The sequence below is a fragment of the Streptomyces sp. NPDC050704 genome, assembly GCF_040654355.1.
GTDB lineage: Bacteria > Actinomycetota > Actinomycetes > Streptomycetales > Streptomycetaceae > Streptomyces.
Window position 1 is genome coordinate 167,102 of sequence record NZ_JBFAHW010000002.1, and the last position, 24,927, is coordinate 192,028.

Sequence of the window (24,927 nt, forward strand, 5' to 3'; positions counted from 1 at the left end):
TTCTGGTGGCAGCGGGGCCTACTTGGGACTCAGAGCAGCGCTGACCGCATCCATGTGATCGCTTCTTCGGGAGGCGCATGGGTGTCGATGCCGAGGACGTCGATGATTCCGAGTCCGCCCCGCGGGCCGTCGACCTGGAGGCTGCGGTGGGCGTATCCACCAGGCTGGGGATGGATGATCACTGCCCTCGGGGCGTCGCCGGGGGCGTAGCCGACGCTGTAGGTGAGGAGTTGGTGGGTGTCGGCGGCACTGATGCTGTGGCGGTCGTAGCGCTTGTACTTCGCGTCCACCGGCAGCAGTGTGCGTTGGGCCGTGTCACGCCGGGGAAGGCTGAGCAGGAGATCGGGTCGGAAGGTCGAGGTGCTGCCGAGGTCTCCACGTACGGTGATCGCCACCCGGCCACTGCTGGCAACGGCGTGCCCGCCGTGCAGAGCACCGGCCTCGGTTGCCAGGCGGCGAACGACCGCTTCCCAGAGCGCGGGCATGGTCAGCAGCAGTCCGTCCGCCGTGGTGCCGCTGTCGGTGAGAAGGTCCGTCACGCCTCCGCCGCGCAACAGCAGGCGGGCCCAGGTGTGGGCGGCACGGTAGCGGGCGTTCAGGCATGTGTAGTGGGTGCGGTCCAGAGTGCGCAGCGCCGCGGCCGGGGTAGGGGCGCACGGAAAGGCGCCGGCGATTCCGTGGAGGTCGCGGGCCAGGTCGGAGCTGGCGGTCAGACTGAGCGCAGCCTTCAACGCGCTCCCCAGGACGCGGTTGTCCCAGATGTCCGGCTCCCGGTCGAAGGTACGGACGTGTAGCTGGTCCAGTTGCCCGTAGCGGCGGGTGGCCTGGGCGGTGGCGTCCAGGTGTCCCCGGAGCACCGGTTCGAGACTCTCGCGGCGTACGTAGTCCCGGCGCAGCCCCTCCCGCAGCAGCTTCTCGCACTCCCCGAGAAGGGCGGCGGCCACCAGGTCGGCGTAGCCGTCCGGGCCGGTGGCCCAACGTCTGGCGGTCGCCGGGACAGGCGTGCCGAGGGCGTAGGCGAGCCAGCTCATGAGCTGCTCTCCCGGGATGGCGAACTTGGGCTCGACGATCAGGCGGACACGGTCCAGGACCAGGATCCCGACGGTCCCGTCGGCTTTTAGCCGCCACCCGGTGCGGTCCGGGGACAGTGTGAGGCAGCCGCGTGCCTGGAGGGCACCCAGGCGGTCGACGTCCCGGGGGGTGAGTTGTTCGAAGCCGAGTTGGGCGGACTCGTACTCGCCGAGCCGGACCTCGGTGCGGTCAGGCATCGGGGCCCGGTGCGCCGCTGGTGAACTCGGTCGCCAGCGCGTCGGCAAGGTCCTGCGAGGACATGAGGACGGGGCGTCCGGTGTCCGCGTCGACGAGGCCGCCGAGGACGCGGTGCAGCAGGTCGGCCCGGCCGAGACAGTAGTCCTCCAGGAGCGGGATCACCTCGTGGTGGAAGGCGGCGGCCAGATCCTCTTCGGTGGCGATCGGCTCACCGTCGCGCAGCAAATAGGCGTGCCCGATCTGGTGGTCGGCGTCGAGATGGCTGGTGATGCGGGTGTTGAGGGACTCGAAGAATGCGGCCAGGTCGAGAGGGCCGACGGTTCCCGAGACCGCGTCCGGGTCGGGGCCGACGGGCAGGAAGGCGAAGCGGCGGCGGACCGCGGCGTCCAGGTGGCTGATGCTCCGGTCCGCGGTGTTCATCGTGCCGATGATCCGGACGTTCGTCGGCACGGAGAAGCGCCGCTTGCTGACGGGCAGGACGGCCGGCAGATTCCGTTTGTCGAGTTCGAGGAGCGTGATCAACTCGCCGAAGATTCGCGGCAGGTCACCGCGGTTGATCTCATCGATGATCAGAAGGAACGTCTGCTCGGGGTGGGCGGCAGCCCGGCTGCACAGGGTGTGGAACAGACCGTCCGCGAGGGCGAGGGTGAGTCCGGGGCCCGTGGCGCTCAGGTCCGGTTTGAAGCCCTCGACGAAGTCCTCGTATCCGTACGAGGGGTGGAAGGTGACCAGGTGGATACGGTCGCCGTGCAGCATCTCGGCCTGTGCCTCGGCACGTTGGCGGGCGTCGGCTCCGAGCACGTCGGCGCGGCCGGCCAGGGCGAGGGCGGCACCGAGCGCGAGCCGTGTCTTGCCCGTACCGGGCGGCCCGTGCAGGATCACCTGCCCTTTGCGCTCCAGGGCGTCCAGTACGGCCTGAACGTCCTCGGGCAGCGCGACAGGCACGCCCGCCTGAGCCCTGCCCGTGTCCGGGCTGGAGTCGGCCTGGTGTGCGGTGAACTTGGCGAAGAGGGCCGGGTCGACCTTCGCGAAGGTGGACCGCCACCCGTGCTGGGGCTTCGACAGTTTCTGCGCGTGGGAGATGTCCCAGGCCACCGGAACGACATGCTGGAACTCCGGGCGGTCCAGTCCGAATTGGTAGCTCCCATCGACTGTGCCGGTGGCCAGGACTTCCTCCATCCCGCGGTTGGCGACGACCCGGTCTCCTGCCTCCAGGTCCCGGAAGGACAGCAGCCGACGGGCGAGGGTCAGGCTGCCGCCACTGCTGCGGGGCCAGTGCGCATCCAGGGCCTGCTTGAGTTCCGTGTCGCTCTGGTACTGGCCGAGATCGCCGAGCTCGTCCCACCCGACGCAGATGAACCCGCCGTCCCGGCATTCCTCCCACAGACGGCCGCGCTCGCCGGGAGCGATCTTCCAGATGGTGCGCTGCCGGGGACGCGGGTCGAAGTGCTTGTACAGGAAGCGCATCGCCTCCTGCCCCGTCCAGCCTTCGAACTCGGCACGCTCGCCCACGAGTTCCCGCAGCTGACGGTTTCTGCGCCAGGCAGGTGCGTCGGCGTCCACCGCGCCACCCAGCAGGGTGACGAACCTACGCATATGCTCGGCCGCGTAGATGGGCAGGAAATGCTGGGGGAAGTAGGTCGCGAGTGACTTCGTCACCAACGTCGGCCCGAATCGCAGCACTTCGAGGTCGTCCACGGCCTCGAAGTCTCCAGACCCGACGGCGTCGAAGGCACGGACGAACTGTCCGCGCAGCTCCGCCCAGGCGTCCTGCGGATCCATCCCGCGCAGGGGAGCGGCCAGCCGCCACTCGCCGGATACGTGGTGGTACATGATGTGCTTCGCGGCGCTGCCGCCCTTGATACTGCCCAGGTGCGGAGTGTCGAACTCCATGAGTCGGCAGTACGCCGGCCCCGATCCGGACGGCGCGACCTGCCCGAGGGCGTAGCGCTCAAGCGGCAGCTCCGCCCACTCATCCAGCGGAAACAGGGACAGCACCTGCTTGCGCTCGTCCTCGGCAGTCGACTCGATCTCCGCCACGGCACCCCGGTCGAACTCGGCTGCCGCCGCGCGCACATCCACCCCACCCGTCATGAAGGTCATCATGCCGGAAACGGTGGCAATGTCCCCTGCGGAAACCGAGGTTGAGTGACTTCCTGCGGGCGGCCTGCGCGGGTGACACTATGGCGGGCCACGGCGAATCCGTTCCTGGGGCAGAGCGGGCGCCACGGCGATGGGGGAGACCGTGGAGGACTGGATCTACATCCTCAACCCGAACAAGGACACCCTGGACGGGGAGCCTTCCGACAAGGAGACTATCCGCCGTCTCGCCCGCGAAGACCCTGGACGCGACTTCTGGCTCAGCCGACGCAACCGCATGAACCCCGGCGACCGCCTGTGGTTCTTCTTCAGCCACCCGGAGTCGGCGGTAGCCGCGGTGGCCGAGGTCGACAGGGAGCCCCGGGAGGTCCCCGACGACCCGGACTTCCCGTACCGGGTCGATGTGACCTTGCTCCCCGTGGCCACGGACGCGCTGTACAGCGATCCGGTGGGCCGGGACGAGCTGGAACTCGGCCAGGTGCGGTCGGTGCAGAAGGTCAAGCCGGGGGCGTTGCCGATTTTGCTGGCGCGGGCAGGTCTGTGAGACGGACGTCCGGGGCGGACCGCTTGGAGGGCGGCCCACGCGCCGGTCCACGGAATTGAAGAGTGCCTGAGTGTGCTTCGTGAGGACGGTGCACGGGCAGTGGTTGCCCGCCCGTCCACTGACGCGGGCGCCTTGCGGGAAGCGGCTACCAGGGCTCCAGTCGCTGCTCCGTCGGGTTCGAGCGGGGCAGCAGTGTTTCGCGGGCACGTGAGTTCAAGGCCATGAGGTGGCCCGTCGTACGGTCGAGGCAGTAGACGAAGGCCCTGGCCTCGTCGGCGAAGGCCGCTGCCGGACGGCTGATACCGGCTTCCGTGATCACGATCAGCCGCTTGGGTACGTCCTCGCCGGACGCCGCGGCCAGGCCGTTCAGCCGCTGAACCTCGGAAGTCGACAGATTCTTGGCGCGGTTGTGCCACGCGATGTGGAACGCCTCGGACCGTATGGGGAGTTCGGCGTCACCTTCCTCCAAGTCCCCGAAGCCGAAGGCCGTGAGCTGGTCGAGGACCGCGTCGGTGATCTCACGAGGGCTGGGAGACCTCCGTGCGGTCCTGGGCGTGGAATCCTCGATGAGTTCGCCGGGGCCGGCGTCGGAGCCCTCCCGGTCGGCCACCTTGGGATGCCGCTCGCACAGGGCCTGTTCCAGGCTCTTGAAGTGCAGGTGTCTGCCGAAGGCGGCGACCATGTCACCGGGCGGGAAAGGCAAGGGACCTACTCCTGTCGAATAGTGGCGTGGGTGGGAACGCCGTGATTTGTTGACGGAGCGTAGGTCGACCGGACGCCGTCGCTCAAAGCCTTTGACCGTCCTCAACGGCATCGGCCACCGGATTGGCGGGATACCACCGCCTCCGGTCGCTTGCCGTGCTGGTCGATCTCGGCCCAGATCGTCTTGCCGCTCGGGGGGTAGGGGTCCGTGCCCCAGCGGTCGGCGAGGGCGGTTACGAGGAGAAGGCCGCGGCCCGACTCGTCGTCCACCGACGTCTCGAAGCCCGAGCGCAGCAGCGGTAGTTGGTCGCCGCGTACGTCGGTGACCGAGACGCGTACGGTGCCGGTTGCCTCGTCCAGCGTGAGGGCGACCTGGAAGTCGCGGCCCTCGACGCGGCCGTGCAGCGCGGCGTTCGCGGCAAGTTCAGCCACGACGTGTTCGACGCGTTCCGTGACGGCGAGTGAGACCTGCCAGGCCTGGAGTCGTTCGACAGCGAGCAGCCGGGCGAGGCGGGCGCCGCGGCGGGTGGAGGACAGCCGCTGGGCGAAAGTGCGTACGGCGGCGGTGGCTTGGGGTGTGGGGGCGCTCATGGGGTCACCGTGAGGGGCGCGCGGGGGTGTGTTCCAGAGGTACGGCCCGTACGGTGCGTCAGCGTACGGGGACGTTCTGTAGACGGTACGCCGATCTTGCCGTCACTCTGGGTGAGTCGATCGCGGGGAACAGCGCACGTACGCACCTGGAGGTGGCCGCGGATGGCCGACGGCACGGAGAGCATGGACAGCGCGGACAGCGATGACCTGACGGCCTGTGAGGCGGAGCGGGAGCCCGACCCCTCGGACAGTCTGCGGACCTTCGGGGCGGTCGTCCAGGCCCTGCGCGAGAACGCCGGGTTCAGCCGGGCCGACTTCGGTGACCTCGTCCGGTTCTCCAAACACACCGTGGAGTCAGTGGAGTTGGGGCGCCGGATGCCGGACGAGTCGTTCGTGGAGCGGGCGGAGGAGGCGCTGGGGAACACGGGTGCGCTGAGGAGGTCGGCGAGATTTCTTACGCGAGGGGAGGCGGGGCTGGCGGCTTGGTTTCGGCGGTGGGCTCGGCTGGAGCGGGTTGCGGTGAGTTTGTGTACGTATGAGTGTCGGTTGGTGCCGGGGTTGTTGCAGTCGGAGGAGTATGCGCGGGCGGTGTTCGAGGGCACGATTCCAGTGGTCACGGACGGGCAGTTGGAGACGCTGCTGGCTGTGCGGTTGGAGCGGCAGAGGATGCTGCACGAGCGGCCGACGGTTCCGTTCAGCTTCATCGTCGAGGAGCATGTCTTCCGGCGTCGGTTCGGGGACGCGGAGCAGATGCGGGGCATGCTCGATCATGTGCTGGAGCACAGCGCGCCGCGCAACGTGACGCTTCAAATCATGCCGCTGGAGGGCGGGTTGCATGCGTGTCTGGATGGTCCCGTGCAGCTTCTGGAGACGCCGGAGCGTCGGCGGCTCGCGTACTCGGAAGGACAGCAGAACGGCCGTCTGATCAGCGACGCGAAAGAGGTGAGCCTCCTCTATCAGCGCTATGACACACTGCGCTCGCAGGCCCTGAACCCCAAAGAATCGCGGGGCCTGTTGGAGCGACTCCGAGGAGAGCTATGAGCACGACGGAACTCGCCTGGTTCAAGTCCAGCTACAGCGGTAGCCAGGGAGACAGCTGCGTGGAGGTCGCTGTCACCGAACAGGCCATCTGCGTACGGGACTCCAAGGACGTGACTCGCCCGCATTTCGCCGTCGGGCGTGAGGAGTGGTCGCGGTTCGTGGGGTTCGCGGCGGGGGCCTGAGCCGTGTTCGTCCCGGCGGTCGTGTGATGACGTTCACCGCCGGGGCACTGGTTCAGCGGAGGTCGGGTCCGCCCGCCCCGGCTATCTCGTCGAGCAAGCTGATCGCCTCGTCGGCGTCGTCCGGGACGTCTGGGCCGGTGTCGGGAAGCGATCCGGATGCCTCCTCGTTAGCGAGATGCGGGTACTTCTCCAGGAGGAACCGCCGCCGGTACGCCATCTCGGCGGCGTCGACGATCCCCTCCAGAGTGGCCCAGTTGAGGGTGCTTCCAACGACGATCCCGACTGCGGGTACGGCCTTGCCGAGTCCCTTCTTGGTGAGGCGAAAACTGAATGCCTTCGCGAATTGCGAGGAGACCTTGGCGACAACCGTCTCGTTGAGGACCTCCCACGTCTTGCCACGGAAGAGTGCCTGAGTGAGCCGCGAGATGTCGGCCATCGCGGCGTTCTTGGCGGTGGCCGAACTCGCCGTCCCGGCATTGACGACCGACATCACGAAGAGTTTTTCGGCAGGCCTTTCGGGGTCGTAGCCGTAGAACAGCGAGACCTGGCCGACGGCGCGGGACGCGAGTCCGAGGACGAATGCGGTATCGGCGACGAAGGCACCTGTGATCACACCTCCCGAAGGCGCCGCCGCGGCGCCGGCGGAGGCGGCGATGACGAGCTGTCCTCCGGAGATCACAAGTCCCGCACTCGCGCCCGAGAGCGCCGCGGCGGCCGGGAAGTACCAGCTCGCCGCCCGTCCGCGGACCGCGTCTACCTGTTCGAGGTCGAGGCGGTGTAGGTCGGAGAGCGATGCGACGTCGTGCCCGCGTTTCTTGTGGAGCGCCACCACCCGCTTGGAGGAGAGTCCCACTCGCGAGACCCGTCCCAACGTCCGCTGTATGGACTGAACGGCAGTGCCGCTCCAGTCCGGCAGGGCGTCGGTGGCGCCGCGAGCCCCGGTGCCGACCTTGTGAGCGCCCTTGGCAACGAATTCCTGTCCACGGGAAACGGCCGATTTGGCCCGTGGGTGCTTCTCCAGTTGCTTCGTGGCACGCTTGCCAACTTCCGCGACGCCATTGGCCACTTGTTCGCCGACGTTTCTCATCGCTCGAGACAGTGGACGGCTCTTGAACTGCTGGATGGCACGCCATTCCTTGAGCTCGTAGTCCGAGGGAAGCCGATCGGGCTGCTGCGGGTACTGCGGGTCACTCATGGTTCGTGGCGCTCCTGTCTCCGGGGCGAGCTGTCAGGCGGGGTGGCGGGGGCCCTGGCCCGGGGGTGGGGTGAGGGTGGAGGTGTAGTTCGCGCCGTCCGTCAGTGGGGTCTCTAGGTTGAGTCCGGCCTTTGCCATGCGGTCGTATTCGGTGAGGACCAGGCGCTTGGTGCGGTACTCGCCGTACTTGGCGATCTCGTTGTTCTTGAGGCCGCCGTTCTCCGTCTGGAAGGACTCCAGGATGTAGTCGGTGTCGTCGCGGGAAACGCCGTAGAGGTGGAAGAAGTAGGCGTCCAGTTCGGCTCGGAGTTGGGCGCGGCGGTCTTCGTTCCAGGTGAAGGGAGTACCGGTGTCGCCGAGGTCCTCGGCCAAGGGCTCCATCTCCCACGAGGTGCAGACGAGTTCGAGGGTGCGGGGGGTCAGGAAGGGCGTGTGAAGGGCCAGGTCATCGGGGTGGGGGACCGGGAGCTGCTTCCAGGTCCTCAGGCCAGCGTCGATGCCAGCGACCTTTTGGCGTGCCACGTAGTCGAAGACCAGAGAGCTCTGAGTAGCCACGAGGGCCGTGCTTAGCCCGGCAGACACACCGGGGAACATCAATGGGAACGTGTTGCCCACCCCTACCCGTGGCAGGAAGGCCGGGATTGCGGTGCGCTCATCCGTGACTCGCGCTACTCGGCGCCAGCCGATCAACCAGTCATGGTTCCACTCCAGGTCTTTCAGGCGCTCGGCGACGCCTGCAATTTGAGCCTCCTTGCCGTTGCGTGTGGTCGGAATGAGCCCGGCGTCCTGAATCCACTGGCGTGGCTGCGCCACGCCGTAGGGATCTTGCTTCCCTTCCACCGGGACACGTTCGTAATCGTCGTTGCCGAGGCCGTAGTAGCTGTTCCAACGGTGGTCGAAGAGGTGGGCCATCTTGGCGTCGTACAGCGGCAACATGCGCTCGCTGTCCTTAACGAAGACGTTCCCTTGGAGCTCCCAGCCCTCTGATTCCAGCTGAGATTGATCACGGAACAGGTCGGAGTCGTCCGTCAGGTTGATAAATTGCCTGAATGTGAGGCGCCACGGGTTACCTTCCGCCTCATTTTCGTTCACCAGCACGGGCACGCGACTTTGAATGGCTGTCGTGAGATCGCCGTCCCGTCGGGTGCGGAACACTGGGAGGGTGCCAGTGTTCGGATTGATGATGACAATCTCCTCGGGGGAGAGCGCGAAAACCGCCGTGCCGTCGGCGAGTTCGTCAGGGTGGCCGAGGAAGAAAGCGAAACGAGCAGCGGGTTCGGTCAGTCCGCGCCCCGTGAGGGAGACGAGTGCGAACTGGTAGCTGGCGTGTACAGCAGGGAACAGTCTCTCCCGCCTGCCGTTCTCGAAGTCGTACAAGTGTGTCACCGCGCTTCGCCGAGTCAGGTCCTGGAATAGGAACTGAGCACCTGCACCTGTGGCGATCTGAGTGGGGACGACTGTGCCGCAGCGGCCCTGCGGGGCAGTAATGGAGACGAACCGTTCCGTGAACAGTTGGTCTGTCTGGAGCGAGTTCACGCCCTTAGCCGAGAGTCCCCTACGCATCTGCGGGAAGGCCCCAGATGCTCCAAGGAAATGGAACGACGACTTCACCCTACGGCGTGCTGCATGGTAACGATCGGCCTCAGCTGGATTCTCAGACGCCCATTTAACGATCTCTGCACGGCGCTTCTGGCCCGACAGCTTAGCCAGCGACGGCTCAACAACGCTGAAGTACTCCTGATCCTTGAAATCGACCTTGTCCCACGGCGGATTCCCCAACACGCAGTCGAAGCCTCCCGCCCACCCCGTAACCGGATCAACCCCCGCCGCAGACAGATCCCCCGGCACGTTGAAGACATCCGGAAACTCCAAGTGCCAGTGGAAGAACCGGTACTCCCCACTCAGCCGCTCGACCTCCCGATGCGTCTCCTCCAGCGCGCCCACCCCCTCGGCCGACTGGAGCGACAGAAAGACCCGCTGAGTCACCGGCGGCGGCGCATCCTCCGTCTTCTCCCACATGAACGCGGCGCACCAGGCATCGGCGATCTTCAGGGCATCCGTATACGCACGGGACTTCTCCCACGCGTGATACCGCTTGGCGAGCTTCCGAACCTGCCCGAGTTTCGCAGTCGGCGACTTCTCCACAAGGTTGCGCAACTCGGAGCCGAACGTCGTGTTCGTGACGCTCACCGACTCCTCCATCTCGGCATCCAGCGTGACGATCCCCTGGCGTTCCTCCTTGTTCCGCTTGAGCCATGCATTCGTGACCGACTTGTCGTCACCCTCGACGACCTTGAACGCCGCCTCCGGGATCCCACCCCGCAGCAGCGCCGGCGTGGCGCCAATCAGCCCGTTGCCGAGCTTCACATGCGCGTCGAGGAAGCCCAGCGCCTTTCCTGGCTCCAACGCCTCCATCCACAGCGAGACCTTGGCCAGCTCCACGGCCATCGGATTGAGATCGACGCCGTACACACACCGCGCGATGACCTCGTGCAGCGCGCTCCGGACGCTCTCCGGCGTCGGCTCCGGCGTCTGGTCGCTCACAGCCGCCACCCGCTTGGCGATGCGGCGCGCGGCAGCGACGAGGAAGTGGCCGGAGCCGCAGGCGGGGTCGCAGACGGTCAGGGAGAGCAGCTCGGCGACGATGGTCTCCCGCGTGTCCGCATCCGACTGCTTGGCCTCCGCCGCCTTCTTCTCACCGCGTTCCTGCGCCGCCTGGATGACCGGGTCGAGAGTGGAGTCCAGCAATACCTCGACCAGCGAACTCGGCGTGTAGTACGAACCGGTCTTCTTGCGCTCGTTGCCCGCTCGGGGCACCAGCTCGAAGGTGCGGTCCGCGCCGGCCTGGGGGACCAAGTCCAACAATGATTCGTAGATCGCGCCCAGTTCCTCGGCGTCGAGTGTGCGGTAGTCGACCGTCCGCCAGCGCTGAGCCTCCGTGTCATGGACGACGGCTAGGTGCTTCACGGCCGCCAGTAGGTGCTGGTTGGAGAGGGAGAGACCTTCCAGCGGGGCGTCCGTCGGGGTCGGGTCGAAGAGACCGCCGAGGCCGGGCAGGCCCAGCTCCGGACGGCCCGCCTCTTTGCCCAGCGCCGCCAGCACTAGACGCAGGGCCTCCCACCGGTCCGAATGCGACGTACCCCGCCGCCGACGGGACTGCTCCCGCAGCCGCGCCGTTGCGAAGTAGTCGGCGTACCGCTTGCGCGCCTGAGGGTCAGCCTCCGGGGGGTGCAGCGCATCCCGGTCCTCGGCGACGAACAGGAACAGCATGCGGTAGGCAAGTCGAAGCAGTGCCTTGTGGTACGTGTCGCGGTCGAAGTTCTCGCGCAGGACACCGTTGGCCGGGTGCTTCAAGAAGCCGGTGCCGAGTTCTTTGATAGCCAGCCGTACGCCTACGCTTATGTCGTCGAGGAACCGCGCGCCAAGACGAATCGCCGTGTCCCGCCACACCTCCAGCCAGCATGTCCACTGGGAGCCGCCCTGCGGGCTCTCGAATCGGGACGCGTGCAGCAACCGGTAGAGGATGACGAACTCACTGAACAACTCGCCGTCGAAGATCGCCTCCAGGTCGAACTCGACGTACGACGTGGTGGCGAGGGCGTTCGAGTCGCGCAGCAGACGCAGTTGGCGGCCGTTGGTCAACAGAGCCCAAAGGTGGGCGTCGGTGCGGTTCAGTGCCTCCTGCAACAACGACTGCGGAGCCGGAGAACCCGTGCCCTGGCGCTTGTCCAGGGCGGCATTCCAAGTCGTCACGTGGACCAGCGTGTTGTCCCGCCGGTGGCTAACCGGAAACGTCTTCGTGTCATCGTCGGCCGTGATGCCCCCGTCGCCGACCGGGGCGAGGTGGCCGAAGCCGAGCGAGTCGAACAGCGGCTCCACCCAGTTGGCGCGGGCGTAGCCGGTGCTGTCGGGGCGGACCGACGACTCCGGCTCCGGGGGCAGTTTCTCGCGCAGCTCACGCCACAGCGACTTCAGGTTCTCCCACTGCCGCTCCGCCTCGTCGCGGACGGAACGGGAGCCCGGGATGCGGTAGTCCGCGGGGGCAAGGCCCTTGAGGTCCTTGGTGATCTTGCCCTCGGAGATCCGTACCAACATGTCGGCCGGCAGCAGCCCCCCGACCGTGTGGACCGCGGTGAACACCTGGTGGCGGGTGGTGGCGGACATCAGGCGGACACTCCCGGAGCAGTCGCGGCGGTGGCAGCGGTGGTGGGCAGGTAGACGTACACGCCGAGGATGTCGGCGTGCTTCTGGGCCGTGACGGACAGACCGCGGACGATCTCACCGGACGCCGCCCGAACCCGCCGGTGCGAGGCGTCGAGGTCGGCGGCCAGTTCCTCGCCGTACGCCGCCAAGTGGTCCTTCACACCGGGGAGGAGTTGATCGAGCGTGCGCGTCATCGTGCGCGTGCCGAAGTGCGGCGGCGTGCTCATGGACGCCGTTGCGTCGAGCAGTTCGGCAGCCCGCTCCGAGGTCAGCCACACGGCCTTCTTCGGGGAGCCCTCGAAAGCCACCAACCGGGCGTCCTCCGCCACGAGCTGCTTGTCGCCGCTGCGTGAGGGCAACGTGAGGTGGAAGCGGTAGCGGACCAGGAGCAGGGTCGTCATCGTGCCCACCGCGTCCGTCGTGACCACGCCGCAGCGGCGGGCAGGACGGGCGCCGGGCGCGTCCTTGTCCAGCGCGGCGTTCAGGACGTGGGACGCGAGCGCGCCGACGACCGGGTCCGTGCGGACCAGGGCCGCCTCGCCGCGCGCCACCGCCGGATCCGTACGGAACGGAATCGGGCGGTCCTTGTCGATCACCTCCGCACCTATGGCTGGCGCGAGGGCGTCCTGCAAGCCGATGGGGGTGCCACCCACCTGCGCGGTGAAGTCCTCGTCGCCGCCGCGCAGCACCGCGCCCAGAGCCTCCAGTGACTCCCGTACGAACGTCGTGATCTCGCCCGCGCCGCCCAGTGCCTCCCGGATCGAGGCGACCTCGCGGGCCACCTCCTGCGGGTGGATCGAGCGCTGCGCGAACCGCGAACGCGATGCCTTCTCGCGCTCGGCCGCCGAGTTCCAGTCGGTCTCCACCTTGCCCGCCGCCGTGTCGAGGGCCTCGGAGCCGAACAGGGTGTCCTGCTGGCCCTCGCGACCGCGCATGAGCAGCCATTCGACGATCGCGTCCGTGACGCCTGTTGACAGTTCGTCAGGGATGGAGACGGAGATGCCTAGGTCCTTCTTGATCTGGCGGTGCTTCTTGATCAGGACTTCGAGGACCTTGCCGTCGATACCGTTGTCGTCGCCGTAGACCGTGATGACGCGGACCTGGTCGCGGCGCTGCCCGTACCGGTCCACGCGGCCCTCGCGCTGGTCGTGGCGGGTCGGGTTCCATGCCAGGTCGTAGTGGACGACGGCGTCGAAATGGTGCTGGAGGTTGACGCCCTCGGACAGGCAGTCCGTGGCGATGAGGACGCGGCGCGCGGCGGCGTCCTCGCCCGCCTCGACGGCGAGCGCCTCGATCCGCTCGATGCGCTGCTGCGGGGAGATCGTGCCGGTGACCGCCTTGACGACGGTCTTGGCGCCGAGCGGGCCGCGCTTGCCGCTGTCCTTGTCGTTCTCCAGCTGCTCGGCGAGGTACTCGGCGGTCGGGATGTAGCGGCAGAACACGATCGGGTTGTGGCCGTCCGCCAGCAGGCCCTTGAGGTGCTTGATGAGCGCCTTGAGCTTGAGGTCCTTGGCCGGGCCCTCCAACTCCTCGGCTCGGTCGGCGAGTTCACCCAGACGGGAGCGAGGGTCGTCGTCCTCGTTGATCTCCGCGCCCGGAGCGACGTCCATGCCCTCCATGGAGTCACTGTCGGCCGCGTCGCTGGTGAGCGGGGCGCCCAGCTTGTCGGCCTCCTCCGCCGACGCGGCGATCGCCGCCGCCGAGCGCGTCCGCAGGGTCTTCGCGGCGGCCCGCGGCGACGACACCAGCGAGCGGAGCAGCGCGATCGCCGACCACCACGCGATCCGCGCCTCGCGCCTGCCCTGACCGCCCGCCTCCTCGACCCGCTCGCTCGCGTACGCGATCGCGTCGTCCAGCAGCGCCCGGTACTCCGGGGACAGCTTGTACGTCTCGTCCTTGAAGTAGCGGTCCGAGGGGAACGCGGTGCGCTCGGCCAGCGAGTCGTCGCTGAGGCCGTCCTCCTTGGTGAGGTACTGGCGTACGTCCGCCCGCTTGCGCGCCACGAAGTGCTGGGCCAGCAGCTTCCTTCCGGCCTCCGACTCCAGGCTCACCGAAGCCAGTTCGGGCTTGACCAGCCCCAGCAGATTGCGGAACGCGGACTCCTTGCCGCTGTGCGGGGTCGCTGTCACGAGGAGCAGATGTCGAGTGTCGTCGTCGGCGACGCGGCGCAGCAACTCGTAACGGAGCTGGTTCTGCGTACTCGTCGACGTGTCGTCGGCGACCACACACGTGTGTGCCTCGTCCACGATCACCAGGTCGGGGCAGTGGCGTACGAAGTCGTCGCGGTGGCGCGGAGACTTGATGAAGTCCGTCGACACGATCACGTGCGGATACTTGTCGAAGAGGGACTGGCCGAGGTCCAGGCGGCGTTCGAGACGCGAGACGGTCGACGACAGGACCAGTTCGGCGTCGATGCCGAACTTGCTCCGCAGCTCCTGCTGCCATTGTTCGGCGAGCGCGGGTGAACAGAGCACCGCCAGGCCCGTCGCCTCGCCCTGCGCAAGGAGTTCGCTGGCGACCAGGCCCGCCTCGATCGTCTTGCCGATGCCGACGTCGTCGGAGATCAGCATCCGGACCGTCTTCTGGCGCAGGGCCATGAGGAGAGGCACGAGCTGGTAGGCGCGCGGCTCCACCGCGATCCCGGCCAGTGAGCGGAACGGGCCCGCGCCGGAACGGAAGCCGACCCGCAGGGCCGTGCGCAGCAGGCCCGCCGCACGCTGGTTGCCGAGGTCGCCGGGCTCCGGCGGCGCGAACCTGGCCTCGTCCACCGTCTCGAACGCTGGGAACACGGCGGCGATGTCGTCGTCCGAGCCGCCCAGCGGGCGCAGCACGAGCAGATCGGGCTTGCTCTCCGGGAGCACCACCCACTCGCGGCCTCGGGTCTTCACCAGGGAACCGGTGGCGTAAGTCTGGGACATGTCGGTCGTCAAATCCTCTGGTCCTCTGGGCCTTTGATGCTCGGGGCAGGTTCTCTGGGAAGGCGGTCAGTCGGTGGCCGGGGAGCCGAAGTAGTGGACGTTGGCGGTGGCGATGGCGTCCCAGTCGGCGCCCTCCGGGAAGCGGACGACGTCCCAGCGGGCGTTGAACAGGCGTTCCTCGGCGTCCTCGTCGCGGAAGGCGTCCTGCTCCTTTGCCTGCGAGTCCACGAAGACGGCGACGTTCACGCCGGGCAGTCGGTAGACGTAGTCGGGCGTCGCGTTCGCCTCGGTGAGGAACGCTCCCGGCTCGTCCGGCAGCCGTAGTCCGCGCGCCTTCGCCCAGCCGAGGAAGTCGCCCTGCGCGGCGAGTTCGGCGGCCGACGCCTCGACGGGTGTCGGTTCGGCCGGGGAGTCGGCGAGGAGTCGCCGGTACTGCTCCGAGCGCGACTCGCCCCGGGAGGCCCGCCGCGCTGTCGCCGACGCGAGCCGCACCAGCAGACCGGCCACCGTGTGCCGGTTGATGAGCTTGTGGTTGAGCTGGTTGCCGTACGTCAGCAGACAGTCGTAGCAGCCGAGCGCGCAGGCCCGGCCGGGGCGGTGCTTCTCGCCGCCCTCGTCCTCGCCTGCCGGCCCGAAGTGGCAGATCTCCAGGGCCCGCGCGGCAGCCTTCGCCAAGGCGTCGTCCTCCGCCTGGAGGCGGCGCAGCACGCCCGCGCCGCCCTCGGCCGCCTCCGTGAACAGGATGCGGCCACGCGGTCCGTCGTCCGGCGGCAGCAGTTCGCTGGACAGCTCGGCGTCCTCCAGCTCGAACGCGGCCTCGATGCCCCGCTCCAGCGCGTACATCAGGGACAGTGCGATCGGCTCCGGCAGCGGCTCGTCGAGGGTGAGGACGAGGATGTTGCGCCGGTCCTCCACGTACGGGATGACCCGCTTCTTGCGCCGCCGCTCGGTGCCGTCCGGGTCGATCACCGGCAGCTCACTGGAGTCGCCGGACGCCTCGGAGGCGTCCTTGTCGTTCATCCAGCGGCCGTCCGCCAGGTCCAGCCAGTAGCCCGCGGGCTCGTCGTGCTTGGCGCGCACCCGGCCGGTGTTGGTGATCCGGACGGTCGCCGAGTCGCCGTACGCCACCTCGGCGAGCCGGTCACCGGAGGCGTCGTGGATCGATGCCTCCAGGCGGCCCTTGTCGGTGGCATCGCGCGTGTGGAAGCGGTACGACGTCTCCAGCCGGAAGCCGGCGCGGCGCCGCTCCTCCTCGTCGGAGGAGATCCGCTCACGGCGGGTGGTGTACACGGTGTGCAGCTGCAACAGGCCGTACGTCGCCGATCCCAGCGGCTCCTTGCAGAAGCCGCAGCGGTCCTCACGGGTCTCCGGGGGGTGATGGTAGCCGCAGTGCGCGCAGCGGCGGGCCTCGCCGGTCGTCAGCTCGCCCGAGGAATCCGGCGGCAGCTGGATGCGCGTCACCTGGTAGCGGGCGCCCTCGTGGTAGATCAGCGCACCCGGACCGAACTCGCGGATCGCGAGGAAACGGGGCCGCTGGAGGTAGTCCCCGTCACCGCGGCGGCGGCCGATCGTCGGGATGTATGCGGCGAGCGGCAGGCGCGGGAAACTGTAGCCGGGCAGGAAGCCTTCGGAGGCCAGGTAGCGGTACGGGTTGAAATCGGAGAGCACGGACTTGTTGTCGACGCTCTCGTTCATCAGCAGGTTCAGCTGCGTCCACGCCTCGCGCTGACGGGTGTTGGCCCGTCGGCGGTCCCCGTCCGCGAGGCCGTAGTCGATACGGCGCTCACTCTGGGTGTAGTAGTCCTTGAGCGCGGCGCGGAACAGGCTGCGCCAGCGTCCGAACGCACGGTTGAACCGTTCTGGCACCGATCGGACCTTGTCCTGGATCCAGTCGTCGTGCCACCAGGTCGTGTCGGCGAATTCTTTGAGCAGCAGTGGACCGAACACGCGCAGCGAGGCGTCGATGGTGCGGCGCTGTGCGCTCTCGTCGAGGGAGGCAGCCAAGACGTCGGGGAGCAGGTCCAGGGCCGGTGTCACGTGGGCTCCGCTGTCCGGCGCCGGTACGTCGAGAACGTCGGACATGGCTCGGCCCAGCTTGAGACCCGCCTCCGCGATCCAGATGCCCTGGAGGTGGGAGAGGACCAGGTCCTCGTTGGCCAGATCCAGCCGAGGTGGGGCCACCGCGCCCGCAACCATGCGCTCCGAGCGGCGGAAGTAGTACTGGTCGTGGCTGTTGCCCGTCGCGCAGTACGTGGTGACCAGCGCCGGCTGGCCACTGCGGCCCGCGCGGCCCGAACGTTGCGCGTAGTTTGCGGGTGTGGGCGGCACATTGCGCATCATCACCGCGTTCAACTGCGAGATGTCGACGCCCAGCTCCATCGTGGGGGAGCAGTACAGCAGCTTCAACTCCGCCTTGCGGAACGCCTCTTCACGCTCCTGCCGGTCCTCGGGGGAGACCTGTGCGGTGTGTTCACGGGCGAAGAGGCCGGACAGCGCACCCGCTGCCTCCCGGTAGAGATCGCGGAAGAACGTGTTCACACGCGGGCCGTCACCGCTCTGGTATGTGCGGGTCAGCGGGTCGTGTGTTCCGGTCTCGCCCTTGCCCGCGCGCCATACGAGCGACTGTGCGGCCACTCGGTAGCCCGTCGCCGTCGGACCGGTGGGCCTGCGGTAACGGCCCGCGCGCTGCGGAGCGACCTCTACTTCCTTCACCAGGCCTGCCTTGGCCAACACCTTCAGCAGCTCCTCGATGACCAGCTGGAGATCGGCCAGGTCGAAGTCGGGACCCACCTTGAACGAGGAGTCCGCGCGCCCAAGGTACTTGCCGAACTTGCCGCGCGCCGACAGGAACAGGCTTGAGCGATCCATGCCCGGGCGGGAGGGATGCGGATAGGCGGTGCCGATCCGCGGTTTGTCGGCGGCCGACAGCACCCACGGGTCCACCAGCCGCTCCTCGCTCGCCCGCTGCAAGGAGTCGAAGACGTCGTCGCGGAAGTACGACACGTCGATGGCCAGCGACCGGCGCATCTCATTGAGCAGCGCCTTCATGATCTCGGCCCGCAGTGCCGGATCCGCGTCGCGCAACGCCTGATGTGTGTTCTCCCACCGGTCCTGCCTGCCCGCCACCCATTCCAGGTCCAAGTAGTCGATCTCCAGCAGGCCCGTCTGCTCCAGGTTGGGCATCGTGATGCGCCAGCCCCGCTCCAGGTCGAGATAGAGCTGGAAGGCGATCACATCGCGGAGCGTCCGCGCCGCGTTGCGGGCGAGCGACGGCGGCAGATCGGCCTCGCCGGTGCAGTCCGCCAGGTCGATGGCGAGCGCGTTCGTCACCGTGGAGGCCAGCTCCTCGTGGTGCAGGCCGTCGTCGCCCGAGTCCACGGCCGCCCGGTACAGCGCCCCGCGCAACTGCGTGATCTGCACGAAGTCATTGAAGTGGCCCGCCTGGAGGGAGGCGTCCTGGCGGTTGTCGACGAACGTGAGGAGCTTGCGCGCCTCCTTGTGCAGCGCCTCCTCCGGCACCGACTTGAGCTGCCGCACCACGGACGCCGAGATCAGCGAGGTCGCGGAGGAACGGCCCTCCTGGTCCAGCGTCGCCAGCTTCGCGAAGTCCCGGCCACGCGTCTGCTCGTACGCCACCCCGCAGTGCAGACAGAACAGGAAGGGAGACGGGATGAACGCGGCCTTCAGCTCGCCGCGCCCCTCGTAGCCGAGCGGGTCGACAGTGACGGCACGAGGCACCCGGTCGCGATAGGACTTCTTCACGACCTCCTGGCCCTTCTCGTCCAACTCCAGCCAGGACTCAGGCAGTCGGCGGTCGTCGACCGCGTACTGGAGGCTCGACGGCCACTCCCGCTCGTGGTCGACATACAGATAACCGTCGCCCTGCCGCCCGCCTGTCGCGGAGGTGTCCCGGCGTGCCTCGTACCGGACTTCGCCGTCCTTCTCGGTCCGCCACACCGTCAGGTACTCCTGGCCGCACTCCCGGCAGAACGCCAGAGGCATCAGCAACTTGCCGCTCTTGTCCGGCTTTTCGAGCTGGTAGGAGCGGGTGAGATAGCGGGAGAGCTTGTCCTCCAAGGTGACGTACACCGTGTCGCCCTTGGAGAGGAACTGATGCAGCCGGAATGCGAACAGCGGCCGTTCGGTCACCGGGTGGAGGGCCTGCGAACCGGCCTTCAGCGTGTCTCGGATGGCTTTGTCGCACAGCTCTTCATCGACCCCGGACAGCTCGTGCAGTTCCTGCGCCGCGTCCTCGATCCGCGCCGGCTTCCGGCGTACGAGCTGCCCCGTCGTCTTGTCCGTGTCGAGGCCGAAGCGGGTCTCGATCCAGCGGGCCAGCGGATCGCGGACCAGGTCGTTATACGCGCGAGGAGCGGCAGGTGAGGTGAGACGCTCGGCGGGCACGGTGTCGGGCGTCTCGTGGGTCGCGCGGACAAGGGTCTCACCGATGACGTGCTCGGGCAGGACCGTCGTGCCGAAGAGGGTGCTCGCCACGCCGGCGACGACGTTCTTCTGGTCCTCCACCGTGCCCTCGGTGGACATGGTGGCGGACGTGCCGATGCACTGCAGCTGCTGAGCCTGGCAGGCCTCGCGGACCCGGCGGATCAGCAGGGCGACGTCGGCGCCCTGGCGGCCGCGGTAGGTGTGCAGCTCGTCGAAGACCAGGAACTCCAGACCCCGCGCCATGCTGATGAGGCTTGCCCGGTCGGCCGGGCGGGTCAGCATCAGCTCCAGCATCACGTAGTTGGTGAGCAGGATGTCCGGCGGGTTGTCGCGGATCTCCTTGCGCTTCTCGTCGTCCTCCTGGCCCGTGTAGCGGGCAAAGGTGACCGGCTCGCGCCCGGCTCCGTATCCGTCGCGCAGATACTTCTCCAGCTCTTTGAGCTGGCTGTTGGCGAGCGCGTTCATCGGATACACGATGATCGCCCGAACGCGCTTGTGGGCCTTCGGCCCTTCGGCGTCCCGCTCGTGCAGCACCTTGTTGACGATGGGGACGATGTAGGCGAGCGACTTGCCGGAGCCCGTGCCGGTCGTCAGCACGTACGACGCACCGGACGCGGCGGCGTCGAGAGCATCCCGCTGGTGCTGATGGAGCGTCAGCGGGCGCCCGTCAGGGACTGTGCCGCCCTCCGTCTTCTTCGCCTGGAAGATGCGGGCGCACTCGGGGTGGATCACCTTCTGCCCGGCCAGCTCCGCCACCGTGCCGCCGTCCTGGAAGAAGGGATTGAGCGACAACCAGGGGTTCGGCCACTGCGACTTCTTGTCGAGATCCTCCTCGACGAACCCCTCGATACGGCCGTCGCGGATAACGGTGCCGCCCTCGGTGAAGGACCGGTAGTCCTTGATGAGCTCCTTGTGGACGCCGAAGACATCCATGCCGGCGCCGGAGGCGGTGGCCGACGCGGGCTTCGGGGCGGCTGCCTGGCGTTGGGGCACCTGGGCGGCCGTGGAAGAGACCAAGGGGAGGGTGGGGTCCATGGCACCCCAATGCGGCAGCAGTGAGGCATCGCCGTCCGTCGAGTCTGCCGAGACAAGGGGCAGCAACGCCTCACGGACCGCCACTGCGTCCGCGGGGCGGTCCGCCGGGTTCTTGGCAAGCAAACGGTGCACGAGACGAGCCAACTCGACGGGGATCTCGCTACGGATCCCGGCGACGGGCGTCGGGTCCTCGCCGGTGTGCTTGCGGGCGAGTTCGTACGGAGATTCGCTGGTGAACGGCGGTACACCGACCAGCATTTCGTACAGTACGCAGCCCAGCGCGTAGAGATCTGCGGCCTGCGTCACCTGCTTGGCCTCGAACTGCTCAGGGGCCATGTAGCGGGCGGTGCCGACGCTGACACCCGTGCTGGTCAGCCGGGCTTCGTCCGGGTCGTCGACGATACGGCCCATGCCGAAGTCGAGGATCTTGACCGTGCCGCCGTGGGTGAGCATGACGTTGGCGGGCTTCAGGTCGCGGTGCACGATGCCCGCGGTGTGCGCGGCGGTAAGCCCGTCGGCGATCTGGGCACCGATCGCTGCGGCCCAGGTGAGGGGGAGCTGAGGTTCCTCCCCGATCAGGTCGCGCAGCGTCTCTCCGTCCAACAGCTCCATGGCGAGATAGGGCAGATCACCGCTGTCCGCGGCGACGCCGCCCGCGATGAGTTTGGTGACGTTCCGATGGCGCAGTCGGCGCATGATGCGCACCTCGCGGCCGAAGCGCTGCACGGCCTTGGGGTCGCCGCCGGTGTCGATCTGGACGCCGGTGCGGCGGCGCAGGATGGTCTTGACGGCGACCTTGCGCTCCGGGGATCCCTCGGCGGCCTGGAGATCCTCAGCCCGGTGGACCTCCCCCATGTTGCCCCTGCCGATGACCTGCCCCAGACGGAACCTGCCATCGACCAGCTCGTGGCTCACTGCCGCTCCTCTGTCCTCTGCCCGCGGTCCCGCATCAGAACGCGACCCCCTGACCTGCTGCCGCTCCGCCCATCGTCGCAGGGGAAGGGGACAGCAGTGTCACAGTACACGATGAGTCTTATTTTCGACACGTAGTCAGTCTGTTGACATCGTCAACGTGTAATCTTTAATGTCTTCCGTGTCATGAGGTGGGGGTGGGTGAATGAGACCTCAATCCGTCGGTGGGGCGGGTGTGCCCGGAATGAAGGCCGCTATGGCCGAGTTGCTGATCCGGCTCCGGCAAGCAGCGGTGGACGGGGCGGTTCCGGAACATGTCTTCGCGGAGGGCGCACGCGTGCTGGCGCTCGGCGACAGCGAGCGGGATCGGCTGCGGGGCGAGCTGGCCCGACTGGGGCTGCCCGTGCAGGGGAGGCGCGTGCACACAGACCCCGACGGCGGGGGTGTGGAAAAGGTTGCATGAATTCGTGAAGAAAGTGTGTTCCCTCGCGTCGAGGCGGTAAAGGCGCTGCTGTCGCGTTACGCCGATGCCGAGGGATGCGTGACGCCGCGGGTCGTGGATGGCCTGGTCCGGCTGGCCGGGTTGAATGCCCGGGAAGCAGCGTTGCGGAACCGGGTCCGGGTGCGGGAGGCCGCAGACGAGGCCGACGAACTGGCTGTCGGAGCAGTGGAGGACCCGTCGCCCGAGGGGACTGATCCGTCGAATCCGGCAGGTCCGGAGCTCCGGCCGAAATTGGCAGCGGGCGACTTTGCCGCCGCTGTGGCGGTGGCGCTGGCCGTGCTGGAGGGGGACCGCTTCCAACTCCGCCCGGAGAACCGTCTCCTGAACGCCGAGGCGGAGGTGGGACTCGGCGTTCTCGTGCGAGGCGGCGCGAACATGGTCGCGCGTGAGCCGGCGAAGGAAGAGCTGGGCGGACTGCCGCCCGGCGACATCGGAATCCGGGCGCGCAACTGCCTGGTCCTGCACAATCAGCGGCTCGTCCACTCGATGCTGTGGGGCTACCTGGAAGCTGTGCGGGACTTCGAGCGGGACGGGCGCGCCGAGGTCGTGTTCACCTGGTCCCCTGACGGCGAACGCGGAGGCAGCACGGGACCGTCACGGTGGTGGGTGCTCGAAGGCGGCAGCGACAAGGTCGCGGCCTTCACGGACGCGAAGTTCTTCGGCTGAGGCGACAGCTGTTCCGGCACCGCCTCCGTTACGCCGCCAGTTGTGGTCGGGACCCGTTGGGCCAACTCGTGCACGATGGCTGTCGTACTTCCGTCGGGTCGGGCACGGCCACCGTCCCCTGCCCCAGCCCCAGCCCCAGCAGTGGTCGTGTGGTCTGGCCGCCGCGGCAGGCGAAGACGTAGAGGCGCAGGATGATGAAGCGGGCTGTGCCGGCGAGGGCGGAGGCGCTGAGGTAGGCGATCTGTTCTGTCAGTGTGCCGGGGGAGGGTTGGGCCACATGCAGGACGTAGATGGCGGCGCTGGTCGCCAGGTAGGCGGCGGTCGCCGAGCTCGCGGACTGCCAGTGCTCGCGCCATCCGGCGCCGCGTCCCTTGGCGAAGGTGAAGCGGGCGTGGAGTTCTGTGCACAGCAGGGTGGAGGCGATGGTGATGATCGCGTTCGAGGCCGCCCAGGGCATGGTCATGGCCAACAGTGGAACCGCGAAGCTGCACAGGACTCCGATGCCGCCACCGAAGACCACGAACCGTATGAAGGAGGCGACCGTGCCGGGGTTGGCCGAAGTCGCCGCTTCGGACTTCTCTGAAAGCAGCGACTTCATGGCGGCGTCCCGTCCTTCCGATGGGTTGGGTGCTGTTGCGGGGTTGGGTGGGTTTACAGGCTGCGGGCGGTGATGTCGCCGTAGGCGGTGGTCGCGTGGATGGTCAGGTCGGCGGCGGCGCCGGCGGTGTTCTTGAGCGCGTTGTCGATCCGGCCGTACGTGGTGCCGGCGTCCAGGGAGGCGGAGACTCCGCGGGCGGCGCCGACCGAGATCTCTCCGGCCTCGGTGCGCAGCACGACCGTGCCGCGCACGGCCTCGGTGATCCGGATGTCGCCCTTTTGGGTGCTGATCTCCGCGGTGCCGCCCAGGCGGCCGACCGAGACGCCACCGGCCTGGAGGGTGAGGCGGGCGCTCGCGGTCTCGTCGAGCTTGACCGTGCCCCGCGCGCCCTCGAAGACGACGTCGCCGAGCCGTCCGACGCCCCGGAACTCGGCGTCGGCCGCCTTCGCCTCGACGCGGGAGCCGACGGGCAGTTGGACGGTTACCTCGATGGATCCGGAAGCGCCGAGGATCCGGTTCTTCGCCGCCGGGGTCTCGATCCGTAGGATGCCGTCGCCGTACTCGACCGTGGTCTGCTCCGACGCCTTCACATCGCGGCCGTTCGAGACATCCGCGGGCAGGACCTCGACCGTGGTGTCGGCCCGGTCGGCGGCGATGAACCGGATGTGTCCCGCGGGGATGTCGAGGGTGGCGGAGATCGGGGCGGGGGTGTCGAACTTCTGCTTCGTGCCCTCGTTCTTCTGCATCGTGCGCTCCTCCGGCTCGTTGTTTCTGATGCCGGAAACGCTACGTTGCGTTTATAGATGAGGCAACGAAGTAGTTGCGCATTATTGCCATTGCAGCAGGTGGGGCGAGGTAAATCGTTGCAATGGATTCAAAGGTAACGCAACGGGTTTTGCGTTGATCGTTGCAATGAGTGAAAGGTGAACGCTATTTGGTCTCGCGTTCGCCCTGCGGGGCGGGCGGCGGGGCTGTGGTTCCCCGGGGGATCAGGTGCGTGGGCAGGACGATGTGCCGGCCGCGGTCCGCCTCGGCGTCGCTGATGAGTTCCAGGGCCAGTTCGGCGGCGATGCGGCCCATGTCGGAGGGGGACTGGGCCACGGTGGACAGGTCGAGCCAGTCGGCCATCAGCTGGTCGTCGAAGCCGAGGACGGAGATCCGTTCGGGCACCTCGATCTGGACCGTGCGCAGGGTCGAGATGACGGCGGCGGCCAGCTCGTCCTGCTCGGCGAAGATCGCCGTGGGTGGTTCGCGCAGGCTCAACAGGTTGCCGACCGCCTGCGTGGTGCCGCGTTTGTCGCGGGGCGGGGTGGTGACGACCAGGTTGTCGTCCAGAGGTATGCCCGCCTCGGTCAGTGCCTGTTGGTAGCCGAGGAGCCGGTCGCGTGAACTGAAGCTGAAGCCGCGGGCGTTGACGGTGTGCGCGAAGGCGATCCGGCGGTGCCCGAGGTTGATCAGGTGGCGGGTGGCCCTGCAGGCGGCGGCGATGTCGTCGACGTAGACGCTGGGGCGGCCCTCGACGTGCTGACTGATGTAGATGACCGGCATGCTCAGCTCGTCGAGGCGGGCGGTCTCCTCCTTGCTGAGGTCGAAGCAGAACACCAGCAGCGCGTCCGCGTTTCGCCGGGCCGGCAGGCGCTCGAAGAACTCGGCCCGCTCGGCCAGATCCGGCACCACGTAGACGGTCATCTCCATGCCCGCGCCGCGCAGCAGCGGACCCAGGCTGGACAGCGCCGCTCCCATGAACCACGAGTCCAGCGTGGGCACCAGCACCGCCATGACGCCGGTCCTGCCGGTGACCAGGCTCGACGCCTGCCGCGAGATCGCGAAGTTCAGCTCACCGGCGGCCTTCTCGACCCGGGCACGGACCTGCGGTGAGACCGATGTCAGACCGCGCAGGGTGCGCGAGACGGTGGACGGGGAGACCCCCGCCCGTTCGGCTACGTCGGCCAACGTGGGGTGCCGCTGAGCTGGTGACATGAGCGGAAGCTAGCACAGATTCACCCTCTCGCGGGAGCTCTCGTGA

The 24,927-nt window shown here is 68.1% G+C and carries 16 protein-coding genes; 5 read left to right on the forward strand and 11 right to left on the reverse strand.

Translation table 11 applies throughout. The features are described from left to right. Window positions 1–29 precede the first annotated feature (29 nt). A complete protein-coding gene (locus AB0I18_RS01745; RefSeq protein ID WP_363103332.1) occupies window positions 30–1,268 on the reverse strand; it encodes a PE-PGRS family protein in 1,239 nt (412 codons plus the stop codon). Then, window positions 1,261–3,375: an AAA family ATPase gene (locus AB0I18_RS01750; protein ID WP_363103333.1), complete on the reverse strand. Its 2,115-nt coding sequence runs from the start codon at window positions 3,373–3,375 to the stop codon at window positions 1,261–1,263. The genes AB0I18_RS01745 and AB0I18_RS01750 overlap by 8 nt, the downstream gene beginning before the upstream one ends. 127 nt (window positions 3,376–3,502) lie before the next feature. Between AB0I18_RS01750 and AB0I18_RS01755 the strand changes: the two genes are divergently transcribed. Beyond that, entirely contained in the window at window positions 3,503–3,913 is a 411-nt protein-coding gene (locus AB0I18_RS01755) for a hypothetical protein (RefSeq protein ID WP_363103334.1), read from the forward strand. A 145-nt stretch (window positions 3,914–4,058) separates the two neighbouring features. Here AB0I18_RS01755 and AB0I18_RS01760 read toward each other — a convergent pair whose 3' ends face one another. Both AB0I18_RS01760 and AB0I18_RS01765 read right to left on the reverse strand, forming a co-directional pair. Continuing rightward, on the reverse strand, window positions 4,059–4,616 hold the full coding sequence (locus AB0I18_RS01760) for a hypothetical protein (RefSeq protein ID WP_363103335.1): 558 nt from the start codon (window positions 4,614–4,616) through the stop codon (window positions 4,059–4,061). A 101-nt stretch (window positions 4,617–4,717) separates the two neighbouring features. After that, window positions 4,718–5,206 (reverse strand): ATP-binding protein, encoded by a 489-nt coding sequence (locus AB0I18_RS01765; protein WP_363103336.1) that lies wholly within the window; start codon window positions 5,204–5,206, stop codon window positions 4,718–4,720. Between the two features lie 183 nt (window positions 5,207–5,389). Between AB0I18_RS01765 and AB0I18_RS01770 the strand changes: the two genes are divergently transcribed. Together AB0I18_RS01770 and AB0I18_RS01775 are read left to right on the forward strand one after the other, a co-directional pair. Further along, complete coding sequence (locus AB0I18_RS01770; protein WP_363103385.1) at window positions 5,390–6,247, forward strand: helix-turn-helix transcriptional regulator; 858 nt, start codon at window positions 5,390–5,392, stop codon at window positions 6,245–6,247. Next, window positions 6,244–6,429 carry a DUF397 domain-containing protein gene (locus tag AB0I18_RS01775; RefSeq protein WP_363103337.1) on the forward strand — a complete coding sequence of 62 codons (186 nt, stop codon included), beginning with the start codon at window positions 6,244–6,246 and terminating at the stop codon, window positions 6,427–6,429. Before AB0I18_RS01770 ends, AB0I18_RS01775 begins: the two co-directional genes overlap by 4 nt. Window positions 6,430–6,481: 52 nt before the next feature. On the opposite strand, the gene AB0I18_RS01780 is transcribed toward AB0I18_RS01775, so the two are convergent. From AB0I18_RS01780 to AB0I18_RS01795, 4 genes are all read right to left on the reverse strand, one after another. Further along, window positions 6,482–7,624, reverse strand: a complete 1,143-nt coding sequence (locus AB0I18_RS01780) for an EcsC family protein (protein WP_363103338.1) — start codon at window positions 7,622–7,624, stop codon at window positions 6,482–6,484. A gap of 33 nt (window positions 7,625–7,657) precedes the next feature. Continuing rightward, a complete protein-coding gene (locus tag AB0I18_RS01785) occupies window positions 7,658–11,788 on the reverse strand; it encodes a DNA methyltransferase (protein ID WP_363103339.1) in 4,131 nt (1,376 codons plus the stop codon). Then, entirely contained in the window at window positions 11,788–14,745 is a 2,958-nt protein-coding gene (locus AB0I18_RS01790) for a helicase-related protein (RefSeq protein ID WP_363103340.1), read from the reverse strand. Before AB0I18_RS01790 ends, AB0I18_RS01785 begins: the two co-directional genes overlap by 1 nt. A gap of 66 nt (window positions 14,746–14,811) precedes the next feature. Then, window positions 14,812–21,138, reverse strand: a complete 6,327-nt coding sequence (locus tag AB0I18_RS01795; RefSeq protein WP_363103341.1) for a protein kinase — start codon at window positions 21,136–21,138, stop codon at window positions 14,812–14,814. 202 nt (window positions 21,139–21,340) lie between these two features. Here AB0I18_RS01795 and AB0I18_RS01800 point away from each other — a divergent pair, with 202 nt between their 5' ends. Together AB0I18_RS01800 and AB0I18_RS01805 are read left to right on the forward strand one after the other, a co-directional pair. After that, complete coding sequence (locus AB0I18_RS01800; RefSeq protein WP_363103342.1) at window positions 21,341–21,598, forward strand: hypothetical protein; 258 nt, start codon at window positions 21,341–21,343, stop codon at window positions 21,596–21,598. A gap of 15 nt (window positions 21,599–21,613) precedes the next feature. After that, window positions 21,614–22,303 (forward strand): hypothetical protein, encoded by a 690-nt coding sequence (locus AB0I18_RS01805; RefSeq protein WP_363103343.1) that lies wholly within the window; start codon window positions 21,614–21,616, stop codon window positions 22,301–22,303. Window positions 22,304–22,331: 28 nt separating this feature from the next. Here the strand turns inward: AB0I18_RS01805 and AB0I18_RS01810 are convergent, their stop codons facing one another. The 3 genes from AB0I18_RS01810 to AB0I18_RS01820 form a co-directional block, all read right to left on the reverse strand. Next, on the reverse strand, window positions 22,332–22,901 hold the full coding sequence (locus AB0I18_RS01810) for a GtrA family protein (protein WP_363103344.1): 570 nt from the start codon (window positions 22,899–22,901) through the stop codon (window positions 22,332–22,334). Window positions 22,902–22,954: 53 nt separating this feature from the next. Then, window positions 22,955–23,647: a DUF4097 family beta strand repeat-containing protein gene (locus AB0I18_RS01815; protein WP_363103345.1), complete on the reverse strand. Its 693-nt coding sequence runs from the start codon at window positions 23,645–23,647 to the stop codon at window positions 22,955–22,957. Between the two features lie 184 nt (window positions 23,648–23,831). After that, window positions 23,832–24,881, reverse strand: coding sequence for a LacI family DNA-binding transcriptional regulator (locus AB0I18_RS01820; protein ID WP_363103346.1), 1,050 nt, complete (start codon window positions 24,879–24,881; stop codon window positions 23,832–23,834). Window positions 24,882–24,927: the final 46 nt, after the last annotated feature.